Origin of the sequence: Kitasatospora sp. NPDC056731, from assembly GCF_040687675.1 — a bacterium.
Taxonomy (GTDB): domain Bacteria; phylum Actinomycetota; class Actinomycetes; order Streptomycetales; family Streptomycetaceae; genus Kitasatospora.
Genome location: NZ_JBFBNR010000043.1, coordinates 1 through 18,386, shown reverse-complemented (window position 1 = coordinate 18,386; position 18,386 = coordinate 1). Strand labels below are relative to the sequence as shown.

The window sequence follows — 18,386 nt, the reverse complement described above, 5'->3', positions numbered from 1 at the left end:
TCTCCTCTCCGCGGTCATACCTCGACCCGGTGGACCGCGTCGACGGGGTCGGTGACTACGTTGAAGAAGAAGTTGTGCGTCAGCCGCCCGGTCGCGGCATCGCTGCCGCAGCCCGCGAGCGGTGCGTGGTAGACCTCGCTGCCGCGGAAAAGAACGAGCCGGTTGTAGACCGGGCCCACCCATCCCGTCTGTTCCCACTTGGAGAGGTCGGCCATGTCCCGGCGGACGACCTTGTCGTCGAAATCGGAGGCGTCCCGGAACCCGAGGGCGCGTGCCTGGCGGTCGGTCGGCGGCGCCTCGACGCCGGTCTCCCGGTGGCGGAAGAATCCCGTTCCGGCCTCCATGGGCGCGTCTGGCGTGAGGTAGACCATGGCCGCCCAGTCGATGGCAATGTCCGCGTGCACCTTCGTACCGCGCCCGCTGGCTTCGGTGACACAGCGGAAGCCCCCCCACGTGAAGCGCGCCGGGTCGGAGCAGATGCGTGCCTGGACGAGCTCGTTGAAGGCCCGGGCCAGGGCGTCGGTTCGCAGGCTGTAACGGCTCTGGAGACCGGGGTAGTCGGTGGGCGTGATGTCCGCGTAGTCGGTCGACAGGGCCCTGGTACGGACCTTGTCGGGATCCGCGTAGAAGTCGTCGACGATGATCAGTTTGCGCAGCATTGCCTGCCGGGTCCTTCCTCCGGGGGCGTCAGTTGAACAGGAAGACCTGCGCCAGGCGTCCGTGGGACGGTTCGGCACCGAAACCGGCGCCCGCGCGGTGGAGCACGCGGCCGGGGCGGAACAGCACCAGACGGTTGAAGCGGACGGCCACCTGCATGGTCACCTCCGGGGTGCCGGTCGGGGTCTCTCTCAGGAAGGAGATGCCTCCGGCGCACAGGTGTGGTGGGGCGAGGTAGAGAACGGCGGCCAGGTCCGCGCTTCCCGTCTCGGCCTCGATGCGGGTCGTCGAGTCGGCCGGCACGAATGTGTAGAAGCCGAAGGCGTCGGTGCCGGCTTCGAACTCGGGGGCCCGGCCGAGCAGGGCGGTGAGGCCGTTGGTCGCCTCGTCCGAGGGGTAGCACCGCCTAGTGCGGAGGGCGCCTTCGCCGGTGGCGTCGAGGCGCATCCATTCCGCGTCGGCTGGCAGCTGCCGCACGCGGTCAGGGCGCGGGTGGAAGTCGTCGACGACCTCCACGGTCCTGTTCCTCATCGACTGTCCGGGCGGGTCTGGTTCTCGGCGTGGTGCTGGTGCACCAGTTTCTGCATGTTTGGCTCCAGGAAGTGGTGCGGGTACGGCGCGGGCTGGCGGCCTGCGAGGTCGAGGCGACGGCAGTCGTCCGCCGTCAGCTCCAGGTCCAACGCGGCTAGGCAGTCGGTCAGTTGGTTTTCCTCGGAGACGCCAATCGCCACGGAGGCCAGATGTGGTTGACGCAGCAGCCAGGCGAGGGAGATCTGCGCCGGGGGCCAGCCGGTGCGGGCGGAGATCTCGTCGAGCGCGTCCAGGACCCGCGGAACGTGTTCCCGGAACGGGTCCACGTTGCCGGTCCCGAAGGACTCGGTGAGCCTGCCCGGGCCCTGCACCGAGCGCTGGTCGCTGTCGACGCGGTAACGGCCGGCGAGCAGGCCGTTGGCCAGCGGTCCCCAGCCGATCGCCGCAATGCCGCTGTACCGTGCGAAGCCAAGGAACTCGTACTCGGCCGACCGCTCCAGCAGGTTGTAGTTGACCTGCACGGCGGCCGGCATCGGCCAGCCGCGCTCCCGGCACAGCGCGTCCGCGTAGCCGACGTACCAGCCCGGGACGTTGCTCAGTCCGAAGTGCCGGATCTTGCCGGCAGTAACGAGGTCCGCCGCGGCTGCCAGGGTCTCCTCCACCGGTGTGACACCGTCCCACAGGTGCAGGTAGTAGAGGTCGATGCGGTCGGTGCCGAGCCGGGTGAGGGAGCGTTCGACGGAGGCCAGCATCGTACGCCGGGTCGCGCCGCCGCTGTTGACGTCGCGGCTGTCGTTGCGGTAGCCGAATTTGGTGGACACGATCACGCGGTCACGGGCCGAGTGGGACTTCAATGCGCGGCCGAGCCAGATCTCGCTCTCGCCGCCGTTGTAAACATTCGCGGTGTCGAAGAAGTTCACACCCCGGTCGAGCGCCTGGCCGACGAGTGAGTCGGCCGCCTTCTCTTCCATCGTCCAGCGGGGCCCCCAGCGAGTTCCGAAGGTCGCTGCGCCGAGGCAGTAGGCGGATACGAGCAGTCCCGTGCGGCCCAGCTGCCGGTACCTCATCTCGTTCATCTCGGCTCCCGGATCAGATCAGCGAGCCGGCGGAGCCGCCGTCGAGGCGGTAGAGCGAACCGTTGGCCACCGCGCCGAGCTCGACGAGGTGGCGGAGGCTGAGGTAGCAGCTCTCGAAGTCGATCAGCTCGTCGATGACGAGGTCCGGGTTCGAGCGGCGCAGGAAGGCCTTCGTGAGTTCCTCCGGTGACATGCCGCGCTTCGTGGCGATCCGTTGTAGGTCTGCGGTCTTCTTGGCGTCGGCCAACGGACCGAGGAGCAGGGTGGACACGCTTGCGTTGTCGGCCCGGAAGGTGTCGGCGAGCATCGTGGTTAGGACCCGCAGGGCCGCCTTGCTCGCCGCGTAGATACCCGACAGCCGACGTGCGTGGAAGATGGCGTCGGAGTTCAGGACGACGCAGGAGCAGAACCGATCCCCGGGCTTGTCCGACAGCAGTTGGTGGAGCAGGCGGTACGGGAGCAGCGCGTTCACCCGGAACACCTGCTCCAGCTCGTCCAGGGTGGGGACCGAGACGCCGAAGTCGTGGTAGGTCACTGCGCTGTGGACGATCAGGTCCGGGCATCCGGCGACGAGCTTCGGGAGCTCGACGAGCGTCTCGGCCTGGGACAGGTCCGCCTGTAGGTACTCGACGGACCCGTCGAGGGCGGTCACCTGCCGCGGGCGGCGTCCCACACCGGTGACCGACCAGCCGTCCTCGGCCAGCCGGACGGCGATGTGGGCGCCGAGGCCCTGGCTGGCCCCGAGGACCAAAGCGCGTTTGGGTTCCATGGGGGCGTTCATCCTTTGTAGCTGACCAGGAGGCCGTTCTCCGTGCCGATGAAGGCCGAGAACAGTCGAGGGCTTCGGCAGACCGCGCGGTTGTAGGTGTGGATGGCCCTGGCCTCGCGTTCGGGGTCCGCGCTGGCCTCGGACTCAGCGCTGAAGTCGCCCTCAGCGAAGGCGTCGTCGGCGATGACCAGTCCGCCCGGTTCCAGCAACGGGTACACCGCCTTGAGGTAGGCCGGATAGGACTTCTTGTCCCCGTCGATGAAGACCAGGCCCAGACTCGCTTCCGGCACCGTGGCCAGGTGTTCCAGCGCGTCGCCGACCACGACGTCCACCCGGTCCTCCACCCCGACGGCCCGCAGGTTGCGGCGGGCGAGTGCGGCGGCCTCCGGATCGATCTCCAGGGTGGTGAGCCGACCGTCCTCGGGGAGGCCGCGTGCGATGTGAACGGTCGAGTATCCGAAGAGCGTGCCGATCTCCAGCGCGCGACGGGGGCGGCGGAGCGTCGTGAGCAGTTGGAGGACGCGTCCGGCGTTGTCGTCGATCTGGATCGTCGGCATGTGGCGTTCGAGCAGGGACTCCCGCAGCACCGCTTCGAGTGCGGGGTCACGTGGTCCGAGTATGGTGCGCATGTACGAGGTCGGCAGAGTCGTCATCGGTCGCTGTTACCACCTTCCTGCTTCCGTGGTCGTTCAGCGGGTGCCGTCGTAGAAGGCGAAGGCCGGCTGGATGGGCGGGGGCTCGGTCGGCAGGTCGAAGTCGAAGCAGACCGCGAAGCGGTCTGGTGCATCGGTGGCCGTGGGGATCCGGTTGAGGTCGGTCTCATGGAATTCGGCGAACTTCTCGGCGCTGTCCGCGGCACCCCACAGGTAGGAGAAGTACGCGCCCGGATTGGCCTGGAGCATCGGCCAGGTGAAGTAGGCGGTGAAGTCCCCCAGGGCGCAGTGGACGCCGATGCCGAAGCGGGAGTCGAGCCGCGCGAACGATTCGGCCAGTCCCCCTTCGGTGTGGCGGTGGAGGTCGAAATCGAGGGCTGCGGTGACGGCCCGGTCCAGATAGGTGCGGCGGTATTCGAGCCGCTTGATCGTGCGGCACAGTTCCAGCCCGTCACGTTCCTCGTCGGTCAGGTCGAGCCGGTCGGCCAGCGCGGGGTGGAAGACCCATTTCTCGAACCACATGCTTAGGTACTCCAACCGTTCGAGGGGGAGGTAGTCCAAACCCGACTGGTTCGAGATCCGTTTGCGGATCAGCAGGTGGTTGACGGCGTGCCCGAGCTCGTGGAAGAGGCTGTGCGCGTTCTGGAAGGTGATGCGGTCGGCCCCCGATCCGTCGCGCGTGAACCGGCAGGACACGTGGGCGACGGGCCGTTGGACGATGCCGGACCAGTCCGTGCGGTTGCGTATCCCCTTGGTGTGGTTGGCGCGCAGTGCCTTGCCGTCCGCGTCCCAGAGGTCGCAGTTGATCGTTCCGATCTCTTGGCCGGCGGAGAGGACCCTGAAGGTGAGAAGCGTCAGGTCCGAGGCCGGTGATCGGCTCAAGGTCAGTCCGAAGACCTTCCGGACGATCTCGGTGATGAACTCCAGGCAGCCGTCCAGGGGAAGTTGGGGCACCGTACGGGAGCCGATCACGGTGCGCAGGTAGTAGCCGAAGTGGTCGATCGGATCGCGAATCAGATCACCAGAGGCGCCGACGGCGGCGCCGATCTCCTCCTTGAGCTCCCGGTACGAGACGATCGACTGTTCCATGTAGCGGGCGAGGAAGTCCTCCACCTGGTCCTCGCTCACCCGGCAGCGCTGCAGGGTTTCCGCCAGGACCGTACGGTGGCCGCGTGCGCGGCTCTGGTCCCGCAGCTCACCGACCATCGAGTCGACGATCCCGCCCAGCTCGCCCTGGCGTCGATCGCGGAGGACCGTCCACGCGGCGGTCAGTTTCTCCCGTTTGCCGGTGTCCTCCGTCGCGCTGACGATGCGGTAGAAGACCGCCTGGGGGGACGCGTTCTCCTGGTCGATGCCGAGGCGCCGCAACAGGCCGCGCTGGTCTTGGCCGATCCTGGAAATCAGCGACTTCGCCCCGGCGTTGAGGGCGTCCAACCGCTTCTGGCCGGAGCGCCGGGTCTCGTCCTGTTTCTCCTCCAGCTTCGCTAGGAAGAGCAGCCGGGACTCCTCGGCCTCTGGGTCGGAGCAGCGTAGGTGCTGGAGGCGGTCCTTGAGGGCGGCGTCCAGGGCCGGGTCGTCGTAGAACGCGTCGCGCCAGTGCAGCAGGGGCTGGAAGTCGATGTGACGTTCGTTCGACTCCAAATAGAGGAACAGGTACGCGACGTTGTTGTACACGGCGATGATCTCGACCAGGTCGTCCTGGCCGAGCGCCGGCCAGCCGACCAGTGCTTGAAGCCGAGCCATCATTCCGGCCAGTGATTCCTGCATGGTCGCCAGCGTCTCGGTCCGGGGGTTCAGGGCCTGATCCGTTGTCATCCGAAGGACTCCTTGTCGCGGGGCCGGAACCGGAAGTGATACGCGGTGCCGGAGTACGAGGCGCCGTACATGCTTCCGTCGACTCCGGCTACCGGCGTGATGTCCATGGCGGGGCGGTGGTCGGGCAGGCCGAGGACCTGGCTGGTCTCCCACAGGAACTTGCCGTCCTCCCGCGCGAGGCACACGATGTTGCCGTTGCCGGCCGTGGCAACGAAGTCGCCCGAGGGCAGCGTGGTCACGGAGGTGTACTCTCGGGGAGCGCCCTGCGCGGAGCGCCATACGATGCCGTGGGAGCGGGCGTCCAGGGCGGTGACGGTGCCGTCGGTGGTGCCGACAGCCACGAGTCCGCCGGAGGCGGCCGGGCTCCCCGTGACCTTGGCGTCGAGTCCGATGGCGGCGAGCACCTGCCCGGTCCGGCTGTCGAGGAAGAGGCAGGTGCCGTCGACGGGAGCGACCAATATCTCGTGCCGATCGTGCAGTCCGACCGGGGACGCCTTGATGCTGTGGCCGACCTCCGTGCGCCATAGTTCCTCACCGTCGGGCGTCAGGCAGAGCACGTGTTCCGCGCAGGCGATTACGGCGTTGCCCTCGCCGGTGGCCACCGGGCTCGCGTAGGCGTCGCGGTGGGCGGCGGAGCCGCCGTGTGCTGCATGCCAGGGCTCGGGCAGCCGGTGATCGAACACCCGCGCGCCGGTTTCGAGGTTCAATCCGGTGCACCGGCTGTTGAACGCGGCCACGACGAGCCGGTCGGCGTTGGGCAGCACCAAGGGGGTGGCGTAGACGGGATCCTCGACCCGTGCTGACCAGAGCGGTCGGCCGCGCAGGTCGAAGCAGGCGGCTAGGCCACTGGTGGCGATCACGATCACCCTGCGTCGCCGGGCATCGGCCACGAGCGAGGCGTAGATCGGGCTGTCGAGGCGCTGACTCCAGTACTCCTTGCCGAGCGTCCGGTCGTAGAAGGTGACCGTCCCGTCGCTCGCTCCGAGGACGACGCCCGCGCCGCTGACCACCACCGGACTGGAACTGATCGGTACCTCGATGGCCCGGGACTGCCCGGCGGGCCGGTGGGTCAGCCGCCGGAAACCGCAGACGACGGGCTCCCGGTCCCAGAACACCGCCTGCGGATCCGCCGAGGGCAGTACCAGGAGGTTCTTCCGGGGGTCGTGCCGGTGGGCCGGCAGGTTGACGTTCACGCCGTGCCCTCCGTGATGGCCCGGGAGGACCGCCGGTAGGCGCGGTAGAAGACGAGGGTGAGTGCCGCCGAGGCGATCCCCTTGCAGGCGACTGCGGCGAAGGGCGAGTGCAGCAGGTTCACGGAGCACCAGGCTAGGGGAATCACCAGGAGGTAGGTCGCCGCCGTCGATGCGGCGAAGAGCACGCCGCCGAGCCGGTGAACCACGAGGAGCTTGCCGAGGAATTGCTCGGCAAAGTAGAGGGGCACGTAGAGCAGGTAGGCGAGGACCAGGACGACCGCGAGGGTCCGGTCGAGGCCCTCACCGGAGAACAGGCCGACCAGCCATGGTGACGCCAGGGCGGTGAGCACCGTCGCCACCGCGGTCGGGATCGCGGCGCGGCGCAGCAGGATCCGTACGGCGGCGGAGCGTCCCTCGGCCGCGGAGCCTCCCGCCCAGTAGCCGTAATGGACAAAGGAGCTTTCGAAGCAGGCCTGGGGGACCCGGCAGAACAGGGTGTAGATCTTGGTCGCCACGAGTGAGGCCGCCATCACCGGCACGCCGAGGGTGCCAATGAGCATCACGGGGACGATGGAGCCGGTGTAGTCGTTGACGTTCCGCGCTCCCACGCCGAGCGCGAGGCGGGACATCCCGCGGAGTTCTTCGAACACCGGTTTCCGTTCGGGCTTCGCGAGCGGGATGCCTCGCTTCCGCAGCAGCCGGACGAACATCCATGCGCTGCACGCCGCCATGACCACCTGCGCGGCCACGGTGGAGGTCGCCACCGCGCTCTCCGGAGTGGCGAACAGGTCCACACCCCAACTTGTGTAGAGGAAGAGCCAGTCCAGGGCCGCGTTGATCACGAAGCCGAGTCCCAGGACGACGAACGTCAGGTTCCGGGCGCCGCAGATCTTCAGGGACTCGTTGCTGATCCAGTAGATGATCACCAGCGCGACCGCATGACTCCGCACCTGGACGTAGTCTCCCACCAGCGGTACCTGGTCCGGACTCTGGCCGAACCAGGAGATCACGGTCTCGGAGCCGTATGCAATTGCGGAGCCCAGGAATTGACTGATGATCAGGATGGTCAGGAGGGCGGCAAGGAGGGCGGGAAGGCGCTGTGCGGTGCGCTCGGCCCCTTCCGCGACGGACAGTCGACTGCTGAAGGCCTCGACCGCCCCCTGGAAGAAGGAGTAGATCCCAAGGATCAGCAGGTCCCCCTGCCCCACGGCCGCGACGTGGTCGACCCCTTTGGGAGCGATCATGGCGAGGTCCACGGCGCCGAAGCCGACGGTTGCCGTGCCGAGCATGAATACCACGGCGGCGTACCCGTTGAAGTTCCGCGCGGTGAGCCGGGTGTGGGCGGCGGGTGACTGATCGTCAGTTGTGGTGGTGTTACTGGACATGTATCAGGTTCAGTGCTTCCTCGAAGTCGACAGTGGCCTCGTGCCCGGACGTTCGCGCCGCGTGGAGGCCGGCCTGGAGGACGGTCGCGTTGGCGGGAGCGAGAGCGGCGAGGACTTGGTAGTGCGGAACGGCGAGATCGTGTTGGCCCGCCGCCTCGCGGCAGCGGGCCGCCTTCAGTAGGTGATGACCGACGTAGGGCGGGCCCGCGGCCGCGGCCTTCTCATACCATAGCGCGGCGTCCTCGATGCGCTCCCAGCGTTCGTAGACCTCGGCCAGTTCCGCGTGGCTCGGAGCCCAGACGGGGTCCAACTCGACCAGGTCGAGGCCGGCCTGTTCCGCTTTCTCCAGATCCCCCGTCAGGTAGAGGTGCTCCTTGAGCGTGGACTCGTAGTACGTCTTGATGAGGTTCCGCTCGAAGGCCCTGGGCCGCTTGGCGATCGTCTCCTCCGCGGTCTCCCGCGCACGGCGCATGTAGGTCCGGGTCGCGTCGGCCTTGCCCTTCGCCGCGGGCAGCATGGCGATCCCCCGGTACCACGAGGAGAGCGAAGCCGGGCTGAGGGACCTGTCCGACCTGGCCAGCGCGACTCCGGTCGACGCGAACCAGCGGAAGTCGGCCTCCGTGGCCTCATGGCGTTTCAGGTACCAGACGACCGCCTGCGTGCAGGCGTGCAGGACACGGTCCCTGGGGATCGAACCGGCCTCGATGGCGTGCCGGATCCGGGAGAACGCCTGTGGCGAGCCGGCCCCGTCGTCGCGCCGGTTCGAGATCATGAAGTCGAGCATGCCGACCTCGAAGGCGTCCCGCGACCCGATCTCCGTGGGGGGTATCTCCCGCAGCACCCCGGCCGCGATATCGAAGCGCGACACGCTGATCAAGGCCGAAGCCAGATTGACGCGGCCGACGACCGGCAGGTCGTCGGCGTGTTCGAGCATCTCCGCCAACCGCTTCATCGCCGAGGTGGGGAGACTGTGGAGATCCGCGACGGCCGCATGGTCGGCGCCGCCGAGAAGTGCGGCCTCGCGCAGTACGTCGGATTCGAAGACCTGGGTAAATAGGTAGCCGTACGACGACCAGTTCGCTTCGTTGAACTGATTGACGCACGCCTGGGAGAAAAGGTCGGCCAACGGCCCCGCGTGCGCGGAATAGGTGAGGCCGAGCAGCGTACTCTGGAAAGAGTTCTCGAACGGCGCTGCAATCCAATCGGACATGTTGGCTCCATTCTTGGCGAGACATTCCGGCGATTCTGCACGACCCAAAGACTGGGGGGCGCGGCAACGAGTCCGCACCCCCCAGTGCGTGTTACTCGCTCAGCAGCGCGTCCAGTTCGGCGTCGACCTCGACGTTGTCGAACAGGCCGTTTGCCATGGCCTCGGCCTCGAAGAAGACCTCGGCATTGAGTGCGGGGAAGAAGGCGGGCTTCTTCTCGAACGGGTAGTTCGCCATCGCTTTACTCCTTTCTTGTGAAACAAGTGGAGCCTTCCCGTCGGATGGACCGCTGCAGCTTGGCTGCTGCCAAACTAGCCGACAGGCAGGCGATCGAGCCACCAGTACAACTCTCTTTCTCCTGTCATGTCAACAGCACCTTGAAGTGGGATCGACCCGCTGGATGTGGATGTAAATATTCCGTAGGCGAAAATGGAATTGATCAATCCATCTCTGGGCTTTACGCCCAAGAGGGTGATGGCATATCCGAATTTAATCATCGGCACCTTCGCTGGCCAGGCCTCATCTTCGGCGAGGGCCTGAGGATGTTTCCTGTGGCTCGGTGACCCCGGCTACAGCCGGCCATCAGTAGCAACCGGGCAGGACCGCCGGAGTGTTGGGCCCACACGAGCGAACGCAGGGCGGCGACGGCGGCCACCAACCCCTCGGCCTTCGCGATGCGGTAGACGGCGCGAAGGACTTCCTTGAGTAGGTTGACGCGGTGCAGGCGGGGGGTCGTTGGCGGCGATCCGCGGGTGGGCGACCATTGAGCGGTGTGCATCGTGAAGTAGCAGGTTGCGGGCCTGGTGTGCACCAGCGTTGGGGCGCTCACGCTGGGTGCGGGCGGGTGACTTCGGTGAAGATCACCGGTCAGCGGGCGACTTCCCGGTTCGTCAGGACCAGCAGGGCTCGCACCAGCGCAGTCGCCCGCTCTCGGGTCGGTGCGGACCTTGCCGAGCGCGCGCCAGTTCTTCAGATGCGCGAAGCCGTGCTCGACTGGCGCCCGGACCGCGGCCAGCGCCTTGTTGGACAGACTCTGCCCCCGGGGCAGGGGCCGGTCGCGGAATGCCTTGTAGCCGGTGATCACCTCCAGGTCCGCGTCCGGGCCGCTGTCGTCGAGGCCGACGAAGCCCAGGTCGGTGATCGCGCTGAGGCCGGCCGCGAGCAGATGGGTGGTCAGATTGTCGTGGCGATACCCGGTGATCTCCGAGGCGCGTCCGGGTAACGATCAGTTAAGCGTTGGCGTTCATGAAGCACTTACTGACTTCGGCGTTTCAAGGTGATGGTGGTGGCAGGTCCAGGGAGAGGCCGGTCCCGGCGAGGAAGCCGTCGAGGATGTCGGGGCGGTACTGGAGCCGTTTGAGGCGGTTGCGGACGAGGGTTTCGAGACGGTCCACGGCGACCGAGGAGAGGTTGGCCAGGCTGTGCTTGACGTGCGCCCAGAGCCACTCCACGGGGTTCAGGTCCGGCGCGTAGGCGCAATGCTGCGACTCTGTTGGCGATCTTGTGTGGGGTGCTGACAGGTCGTTCGTTCGGCGGTTCGCTGGAGTGGAGCGGGGTGGTTTCGGGGAGAGGGGCGGAGATGTCCTTGCGGGTCGGGAGTTTCCAGGGCATTCCGTGGCGAACGGTGGTGACGGCGTGGGCGGCGTGCCCGAAGGGCACGCCAGCGATGCTGATACGGGACCGGCTGGATGTGGTGTTCGAGGACGGGGAGTTCGCCGACCTGTATCCGAAGGACGGTCGTCCGCCGACCTGTATCCGAAGGACGGTCGTCCGGGGTTGTCACCCGGACAGTTGGCGCTGGTGTCGGCGCTGCAGTTCGCGGAGAACCTGTCGGACCGCGCGGCCGCGAACGCGGTCCGCACCAGGATCGACTGGAAGTACGCCTTGGGCCTGGACCTGGACGATCCCGGGCTCGACCACTCTGTGCTGTGCGAGTTCCGGGCCCGGCTGGCCGAGGGCGACGCGGCAGACCGGCTGCTGCGGGTGATGCTGCGTCGGCTCGTGGAGGTTGGACTGCTGAAGGCCGGCGGCCGACAGCGGACCGACGCCACCCACGTGCTCGCAGGCGTGCGTACGCTCAGCCGGCTGGAGCTGGTAGGCGAGAGCTTGCGCGCCGCACTCGAACAGCTCGCCCAGGCGGCCCCGGACTGGCTGCTGCCGCTGATCGAGCCGGAGTGGGACAAGCGCTACGGTCGCAAGGTCGAGATCGGCAGGGTCCCCGGCGGGAAGGCCGGGGTCACCGACCTGACCGAGACCTTCGGCCGGGACGGGCAGAAGATCCTCACCGCAGCCTGGACCGCCGACGCTCCGCCCCGGCTCCGGACGCTGGCGCAGGTGGAGATCCTGCGCCAGGTCTGGGTCCACCACTACGTCTGGGACGCCTGCGGGCAGCTGCGCTGGCGTGACGGCCACGCCCTGCCGCCCGCCTCGCTGCGGTTCGACTCCCCGTACGACACCGACGCACACTACTGCGTCAAACGTGACACCGCCTGGTCCGGCTACCGCGCCCACTTCACCGAGACGTGCACGTCAGAGCTGCCGGAGGTGGTCGTGCACGTGGCCACCACGATCGCCCCGGTACAGGACGGCGAACTCACCCCCGTGATCCACGACGACCTGGCCGCGATCAGCCTGACCCCGGCCGAGCACGTGGTCGACGCCGCCTACACCAGCCCCGCGCACATCGAACGCGCCCGCCGGGTGCACGGCATCACCCTGCTCGGACCCGTCGTTCCCGACCACAGCCACCAGGCCAAAAGCGGGGCCGGGTTCGACAAGGCCGCCTTCGCCGTCGACTGGGACCACCATCGGGCCAGCTGCCCCCAGGGCAACCTCAGCCGCGAGTGGCGCCCCCTGCACATCAACGGCCACGACTACATCCAGGTCAAATTCGACAAAGCCACCTGCCTGGCCTGCCCCGTCCGCCCCCAGTGCACCAACGCGGCCAGCGGCCCGCGCGCGCTCGCACTGCTACCCACCCGCGAACTGCACGAGATCCAGCAACGCAACCGCCTCGACCAGCACACCCAGGACTGGCAGCGCCGATACGCGATCCGCGCCGGCATCGAAGCCACCCTCTCCCAGAACGTCCGCACCTGCGGCCTGCGCCGGACACGCTACCGAGGCCTGCCAAGAACACATGTCCAGCACGTACTCACCGGTCTGGCCTGCAACGTCACCCGCGTCACCGACTGGATCGCCGACCCGACCCGCCCCCGCCGAGCCCCCAGCCATTTCCACGCCCTCTGCACGGCCGCTGGCTGACGCGTCACAAGATCGCCAACAGAGTCATGCTGCTGACTTTAGGCGCTTTGTGGGAGTTTGCGTTTGGCCTTCGAGGTGGTTCGGGATGCCGGTGTGATGGTGACCGTGTCGGGTGTCGATGCTGGTCTCTGTGGCCAGTTGTGGTGTTCAGGTCGTTTCATGAGCCAGTGGGACATTTTCCGTTTCACCACGCGGGGACAGGAGCGTACACGGCGCTCGGGCAGGAGCCGGCGGGTGATCTCAGCGAGTGCCCGATCCAGCGCCCGGATCAGTCGTCCGGGGGGAAAAGCCCGCCTGGGCGGGGACCTGTCGGCGGGCGGCGTGCAGGGTGCGGGTGAACGAGATGCGGTCCGGGTCGACCTGTCGTGATCGTGCCGCCTGGTGGGCGAGTTGTCGCAGTGCATGGTGCACCAGGAGCATGCCGTGCACTTCCTGTGTCACTCCGTCCGGCGTCTTGGAGCGCAGGACGGATCCCGCGCCGGATTGGTGGACCTTCAACTCGTCCAGCAACGATTCGATCTCCCAGCGCTCGTGGTAGAGCACTGCGAGTTCGCGGGCGGGTGCCTGGTCGGGGTCGAGGACGGTAGTGATCAGTCGGTAGACCTCGTCGCCGCCTTGCAGGGTGTACTCGATGACGCGGACGTGTTCCGGGTCGGAGCACTGGCAGTAGTCCTTGGTGGCGAAGATCTGTGAGAGGTAGGAGCCGTCCTCCAACTGCTTGCACATCGGCAGGACGGCGTTGCTCTTGACCCGCCACAGCAGATCTGCCCCGCCCGCCTTGGCGGCCCGCCAGCGTGGGAAGGCCGGGAAGTTCCGGTCCGCCAGGACCAGCACTCCCGGTTCCATGCGGTCCCACAGCTGTTCCGCCAGTGCGACCTCGCTGACCGTGAACGGCCCCATCGCCGCAGCGAACACGGCATGGGTGCCGCACTCGGCCAACGCCACAAGACGCACCTGCGGGAATGCCCCCGCGCCGCGGTCGGAGACCGCCCGCCCGAAGTGCTCGGCGTTCGCCGACGTGTCCGGAACCTCGAGCGCAGTCCCGTCGATCGCCACCAGCCGCCACCGCCGGTACCACGCGCCGGACGTCTCGGCCGTCGCGACCGGACGGCAGACCCGCTCGAACAGCTCCCGCAACGGCTCCGGCCCCAGCCGGACCCGGGCCCGGCTGATCGCCGCGGTGCACGGGACGTCCCAGCCACCACGGTGCAGTCCCTCGGATAGCAGCCGCACCACCTTGAGGCTCCCCCGGTGGGTGGGAGGTGCTGATCAGCAGGTCAGGGTGGGTTGGTTGGTGTTCGGGTTCGTTCGTTCGGTGGTTCCCTGTTCGGCGTAGTACTTCTCCTCGTACTCGATGGGGCTGAGCCAGCCGAGTCGTTTCTGGATGCGGCGGGTGTTGTAGAACCCGTCGATGTACTCGAACAGGGTTTGGTTCGCCTCGGCCCGGGTGACGAATGTGCGGCCCCGCACGCACTCGGACTTGAGCAGCGTCCAGAGGTTCTCCGCCAGAGCGTTGTCGTAGGAGTCCCCGACGGATCCCATGGACGCCTCGACTCCAGCTCGCACCAGGCGGGTTGTGAGCTTGATGGACGTGTATTGCTTGGGTTCAACCAGTCGTCGCAACACCGGCTCTGACCGGCGACTTTAGCTGTTCATCGAGGGCTTCGGCAGGTGTCCGCCAATCGAGGGTCTTGCGAGGCCTGTCGTTGAGGGTAGCGGCGACCGCATTGATTTCGTCGGCGGTCCATCGGGACAGATCCGTTCCTTTCGGGAAGTACTGTCGCAGCAGCCCGTTCGTGTTCTCGTTGGTGCCGCGCTGCCAGGGGCTGCGCGGGTCCGCGAAGAACAACCTTCATCCCCGTGGCCGCGCTCAGTTGCACGTGCTGGGCCAGTTCCTTGCCGCGGTCCCAGGTCAGCGAGCGGCGCACGTGCTCCGGCATAGCCGCGAACGCGGTGGCGATGGCGTTGCGGACGGCTCCGGCACCGTGTCCCGCGAGGGCCGGGCCGTTCTTGACGCGTTGTTCGACTCCGTAGCCCTCAAGGCGGGGAAGGTGCAGCAACATGGTGAACCGTGTGGTGCGTTCTACGAGGGTGCCGATCGCGGACTGGTTGGTGCCGATGATCAGGTCGCCCTCCCAGTGGCCGGCAACGGCTCGGCCGTCGGCCTCGGCCGGCCTCTGGGCGATCACGGTCTCGGGGGTGACGTGGCCGACGGCACGCTGCCGGGAGCGCGCCCGGGGAGCCCGCAGCGCCCGTCCGGTCCGCAGGCAGGTGACCAGCTCCCGATCGAGCGCTCTGCGTCCTTGGATGTAGAGCGCCTGGTATATCGCCTCGTGGGAGATCCGCATGGAGTCGTCGTCCCGGAAGTCGACCGGGAGCCGGTTGGCGATCTGCTGAGGGCTCCAGGCCGTCACCCACCGCCGGTCCTCACGGCGCGGTTTGTTGCGTCCGTTCCACCGCGGGGTCTGTGGACCGAACACGGTTGACCCATCCGGAAGTTGGACCTCGCCCGACAATCGGTCCTGGACGTAGCCGCGCAGGCGTTCGTCTGCCACGAGCTTCGGGATCTTGGGGCGCCGAGCCGCCAACTCGGCCTTCCACTGGGCGATCGAGGCCCGGTAGTCCAGCCGGGCACCGCGGGTGGCCGCGTTGCGCCGCAATTCCCTCGAGATCGTGGAGGGCGACCGGCCCAGCTGGCGCGCGATTTCTCGAACTCCGACATCCTGAGCTCGCAGCAGCGCGATCTCCTCGCGCTCGGCGAAGGACAGGTACCGGCCCGAGTCCGGCCCCAATCCGAGCGCGGGCATGCCGCCGCTCTCGCGGAACCATCGCGAGCCGACCACGCCCGAGACACCGCACGCGATCCCCGCCTCCTCGCTGGACATCCCCTCTGCGATCCGCACCCAGAACTCCCGCTCCACGCCGCGCCGGATCGGGGGCCTCCCCGGCGAACGCATCGCCGGACGCCCCGTCAGCGCCGTGATCCACCTTGCTGGCCGTCCCATGCAACACCACCTTGATCAAGGTGTTGCGACGATCAATTGAATCCACCCAGTACACGTCCATCAAGCTCACAACCCGCCTGCTGAAGGCAGGAATCGAGCCGAGTATGGGAAGCGTGGGCGACTCGTTCGACAACGCCCTGGCGGAGAACTTCTGGAGCGTCCTGAAGACCGAGTGCGTGCGCCGCACGACGTTCGCGACCCGCACGGACGCCGACCTGGCGCTGTTCGCCTACATCGACGGACCCCGTTGCCCAATTGCCCTATGCGGCGAGGTCGAGAGCGGCGAGGTGTGATGTCCGGGTGCGGGCGAGTGGCTTCTCGTTACACCAGGCATCAAGGCGGATGAGGTTGATGGCTGTGGCCGTGAAGACGTGCGCGAGGTGCGTCTTCGACAGGCCGATGTAGCGGGTCCGGCGGGCGCCGGTGGCCGCGACGGCCTGGTGGATCGTGCCTTCGACGCCCGCGCGGACCGCGTAGCGGTCCTTCCATTCGTCGGTGGCCTGCTCTGCTCGGACGCGCTCGAGGATGGCGTCTTGCGCCTGCGGGCGGACGGTGAGCTGGCGACCGTAGCGAGTGGAGCTGGTGCACTGGTCACGCACCGGGCGGGGAGCGCACGTCTCAGTGGCGAAGCGGATGCGGATCGCCGACCGCTGATTGTGGTCGTGGCCCTCGGTCCAGTAGCGACTGATAGCCCCTTTCGGACAAGTTGCGTGCTGTGAAGCCCAGTTGATGGCGAACGACGACTTGCCGAAGTCGGCGGCCTGGACCGTCTGACGGGTGGTATTGGGTCTGACCGGGCCGATGACACAGACCTGATGGTCGATCGGAGCGGCCAGCAGGAGCTCGGCGGAGATGTAGCCGGCGTCCATGAGGTGCTCGGAGGGCAGCAGGCCCTTGCCGTCGAGGCGGTCGTGGATCTCGTCGACGACCACCGAGTCGCCGACAGTGGCGTCCGTGGTGACCACATGGGTGATCACGTGCGGGCGACCGGAGTCGGGTGCGTCGCAGGTCTCGCTGAAGTGGACTTTGTAGCCGTCCCAGACCGATCCGCGCTTCAGCGCGTTGCGGGAGTCCGGGTCGTACGGCGAGGTGATCCTGACTCTGCTGGGCGGAAGATCGTCCTTCCCCCGCCAGGCCACCTCCTGCACCCCGTCGATCACCGTGCGCTTGAACTGCTGCAGCCACACCATCCGCAAAGTGGCGACGGCGGAGACCTCCCGCAGCCAGCCCGGAGCCGCGGGGGAAACCACCGCTTCGAGCAGAATGTATCCGTCAGCCGCGATGCGCTGGGTGAGCTGGACCCGCTTGTCCTCCTCGCTCGGCAGCCGGTAGGAGTCCACCCTGGCCCCATAGCGTTCCTGCCACGAGGGATCCATCCACGCGACGAGCCACCCGGGCGCCAACACGGCGATCGCCTCCAACGCCGCCCGAAGCGTCTCGCCCACAAACTCAAGACGGTTCAAGTTCCTTACCGCAGCGAGGACATGGGTGGAGTCGGTGCGCTGCCGGCTCCCGGAGTCCACCAGTTTCAACTCGATCAGCCGCCCCAGCAGGAGATCCAGAACCTTCTCCTCCAAACCGTGCGCCAGGAGCCGGTCCCGGAACCCAGTCAGTACAGTGAAGTCGAAGCCTGGATCCGCAAGTTCGAGGCCCAACAGGTACTTCCAGTCGATCCTTGCCCGCACCGCGTGCGCGGCCTGGCGGTCGGTCAGGTTCTCAGCGAACTGCAGCACACACACCAGCGCCAACTGCCCGGGCGAGATCCCCGGACGGCCGCGAACACCGAACGCGGACCTGAAGACCTCGTCTTCGAACAGCGGGCCGAGCGAGTCCCGAACCCGCATCGCCAGACACCCCTTAGGAAACGCCGCGCAAGCGACCACCCGCGTCTCCTCGGGAACCTCCCGGCCCGAACCGCCACCCATCGACATCTCTCCACCCCGTCCCGCGGCCGCACGACGGACCTGAAACCCCGGCCGCTGACACGAATGCTCCGGCTCACCGCGGCCGCGCGGCAGCGAGATCACGCAGGTTCACCCAATTGGGCAACCGGGTCATCGACGGCTGGTACAACACCCCCCGCATCCAAAAGCGCCTCGGCTGGCTCAGCCCCGACGAGTACGAGGCGAAGCACTACGCCGACCAGGCGACCGCCGAACCAGTGGCCGTCCAACCACCCGAACCCGTCCTGACCAGCTACTGACCTTGGCGCTTCGAGGTGATTGGCCTGTTTGTGTAGCTGACTGGCGGTCATTTGCGCGCTATGCCGTTGGTATGCGCTATGCGGATGGGGGCGGACTGACGGCGAAGGCACGTCAGCGCCGCGAGGCGGTGCGGCTGGAGGCCGCCGCGTTGTTCGACGAGGGTGTCCCGCCGAGGGAAGTTGCCAGCAGGTTGCGGGTGACCGTGAAATCGGCCTACCAGTGGCAGCTGGCCTGGCGGGAGGGCGGGGTCGGCGCGCTGGCCTCACGGGGACCGGGTGGGCAGCGGTGCAAGCTGTCGGCACGGTGCCAGGAGAAGCTGGCCGAATGCCTCGAGCAGGGGCCGGCCGTGCACGGCTGGGACGAGGACCAGGTGTGGACCGGTGCGCGGGTGGCGACGCTGATCGGCCGTAAGTTCCACGTGTCGTACAGCGTCTCGGGGGCCACGCGGTTGATGCGCCGGCTCGGCTTCACGCCGCAGGTCCCCACGCGGCGGGCCGCCGAGCGCGACGAGCAGGTTGTGACCGCGTGGAGGGAGTCTCAATGACCGAGTCAAGCCGTCTGCGCAACTGGATCGGGAGTGAAGGTCCGGTTGTCGCGCAGGAGGGCCCACAGCACGCTTACCCGGC

The 18,386-nt window shown here is 67.7% G+C and carries 16 protein-coding genes and 3 pseudogenes; 4 read left to right on the top strand and 15 right to left on the bottom strand.

All coding sequences use genetic code 11. The features are described from left to right. Nucleotides 1-14: 14 nt before the first annotated feature. From AB0R04_RS31430 to AB0R04_RS31380, 11 genes and pseudogenes are all read right to left on the bottom strand, one after another. Nucleotides 15-659 (bottom strand): DUF6445 family protein, encoded by a 645-nt coding sequence (locus tag AB0R04_RS31430; protein ID WP_363377042.1) that lies wholly within the window; start codon nucleotides 657-659, stop codon nucleotides 15-17. A 28-nt stretch (nucleotides 660-687) separates the two neighbouring features. Then, nucleotides 688-1,188 carry a hypothetical protein gene (locus AB0R04_RS31425; protein ID WP_363377041.1) on the bottom strand — a complete coding sequence of 167 codons (501 nt, stop codon included), beginning with the start codon at nucleotides 1,186-1,188 and terminating at the stop codon, nucleotides 688-690. Then, nucleotides 1,185-2,264: an aldo/keto reductase gene (locus AB0R04_RS31420; protein ID WP_363377040.1), complete on the bottom strand. Its 1,080-nt coding sequence runs from the start codon at nucleotides 2,262-2,264 to the stop codon at nucleotides 1,185-1,187. The genes AB0R04_RS31425 and AB0R04_RS31420 overlap by 4 nt, the downstream gene beginning before the upstream one ends. Nucleotides 2,265-2,277: 13 nt before the next feature. Next, the gene (locus AB0R04_RS31415) at nucleotides 2,278-3,033 is read right to left on the bottom strand and encodes an SDR family oxidoreductase (protein WP_363377039.1); all 756 of its coding nucleotides are present in this window, start codon (nucleotides 3,031-3,033) and stop codon (nucleotides 2,278-2,280) included. Between the two features lie 8 nt (nucleotides 3,034-3,041). Beyond that, nucleotides 3,042-3,686, bottom strand: a complete 645-nt coding sequence (locus tag AB0R04_RS31410; protein WP_363377038.1) for an O-methyltransferase — start codon at nucleotides 3,684-3,686, stop codon at nucleotides 3,042-3,044. A gap of 36 nt (nucleotides 3,687-3,722) precedes the next feature. Next, nucleotides 3,723-5,501, bottom strand: a complete 1,779-nt coding sequence (locus AB0R04_RS31405; RefSeq protein WP_363377037.1) for a M3 family metallopeptidase — start codon at nucleotides 5,499-5,501, stop codon at nucleotides 3,723-3,725. After that, on the bottom strand, nucleotides 5,498-6,694 hold the full coding sequence (locus AB0R04_RS31400; protein WP_363377036.1) for a PQQ-binding-like beta-propeller repeat protein: 1,197 nt from the start codon (nucleotides 6,692-6,694) through the stop codon (nucleotides 5,498-5,500). Before AB0R04_RS31400 ends, AB0R04_RS31405 begins: the two co-directional genes overlap by 4 nt. Then, on the bottom strand, nucleotides 6,691-8,079 hold the full coding sequence (locus AB0R04_RS31395) for an MATE family efflux transporter (protein ID WP_363377035.1): 1,389 nt from the start codon (nucleotides 8,077-8,079) through the stop codon (nucleotides 6,691-6,693). Before AB0R04_RS31395 ends, AB0R04_RS31400 begins: the two co-directional genes overlap by 4 nt. After that, nucleotides 8,069-9,289, bottom strand: coding sequence for a hypothetical protein (locus AB0R04_RS31390; protein WP_363377034.1), 1,221 nt, complete (start codon nucleotides 9,287-9,289; stop codon nucleotides 8,069-8,071). The genes AB0R04_RS31395 and AB0R04_RS31390 overlap by 11 nt, the downstream gene beginning before the upstream one ends. Before the next feature lie 91 nt (nucleotides 9,290-9,380). Beyond that, nucleotides 9,381-9,524: a hypothetical protein gene (locus tag AB0R04_RS31385; protein ID WP_363377033.1), complete on the bottom strand. Its 144-nt coding sequence runs from the start codon at nucleotides 9,522-9,524 to the stop codon at nucleotides 9,381-9,383. Between the two features lie 1,034 nt (nucleotides 9,525-10,558). After that, nucleotides 10,559-10,762: pseudogene (locus AB0R04_RS31380) on the bottom strand (IS630 family transposase); the annotation flags it as partial. Between the two features lie 325 nt (nucleotides 10,763-11,087). On the opposite strand from AB0R04_RS31380, the gene AB0R04_RS31375 reads away from it, so the two are divergent. After that, nucleotides 11,088-12,551, top strand: a complete 1,464-nt coding sequence (locus AB0R04_RS31375; protein WP_363377032.1) for a transposase — start codon at nucleotides 11,088-11,090, stop codon at nucleotides 12,549-12,551. A 240-nt stretch (nucleotides 12,552-12,791) separates the two neighbouring features. On the opposite strand, the gene AB0R04_RS31370 is transcribed toward AB0R04_RS31375, so the two are convergent. The 3 genes and pseudogenes from AB0R04_RS31370 to AB0R04_RS31360 form a co-directional block, all read right to left on the bottom strand. Further along, the gene (locus AB0R04_RS31370; RefSeq protein ID WP_363377031.1) at nucleotides 12,792-13,787 is read right to left on the bottom strand and encodes an IS4 family transposase; all 996 of its coding nucleotides are present in this window, start codon (nucleotides 13,785-13,787) and stop codon (nucleotides 12,792-12,794) included. Nucleotides 13,788-13,820: 33 nt separating this feature from the next. Then, nucleotides 13,821-14,117 carry an IS3 family transposase gene (locus tag AB0R04_RS31365; protein WP_363377030.1) on the bottom strand — a complete coding sequence of 99 codons (297 nt, stop codon included), beginning with the start codon at nucleotides 14,115-14,117 and terminating at the stop codon, nucleotides 13,821-13,823. Nucleotides 14,118-14,157: 40 nt separating this feature from the next. After that, nucleotides 14,158-15,556: pseudogene (locus tag AB0R04_RS31360) on the bottom strand (IS30 family transposase). 47 nt (nucleotides 15,557-15,603) lie between these two features. Between AB0R04_RS31360 and AB0R04_RS31355 the strand changes: the two are divergent. Further along, a pseudogene (locus AB0R04_RS31355) lies at nucleotides 15,604-15,849 on the top strand (integrase core domain-containing protein); the annotation flags it as partial. Here the strand turns inward: AB0R04_RS31355 and AB0R04_RS31350 are convergent. Then, complete coding sequence (locus AB0R04_RS31350; RefSeq protein WP_363377029.1) at nucleotides 15,817-17,583, bottom strand: IS1182 family transposase; 1,767 nt, start codon at nucleotides 17,581-17,583, stop codon at nucleotides 15,817-15,819. The pseudogene AB0R04_RS31355 and the gene AB0R04_RS31350 overlap by 33 nt on opposite strands. Nucleotides 17,584-17,597: 14 nt before the next feature. Between AB0R04_RS31350 and AB0R04_RS31345 the strand changes: the two genes are divergently transcribed. Next, nucleotides 17,598-17,759, top strand: coding sequence for a hypothetical protein (locus tag AB0R04_RS31345; RefSeq protein ID WP_363377028.1), 162 nt, complete (start codon nucleotides 17,598-17,600; stop codon nucleotides 17,757-17,759). 71 nt (nucleotides 17,760-17,830) lie between these two features. Continuing rightward, the gene (locus tag AB0R04_RS31340; RefSeq protein ID WP_363377027.1) at nucleotides 17,831-18,304 is read left to right on the top strand and encodes a winged helix-turn-helix domain-containing protein; all 474 of its coding nucleotides are present in this window, start codon (nucleotides 17,831-17,833) and stop codon (nucleotides 18,302-18,304) included. Nucleotides 18,305-18,386 lie beyond the last annotated feature (82 nt).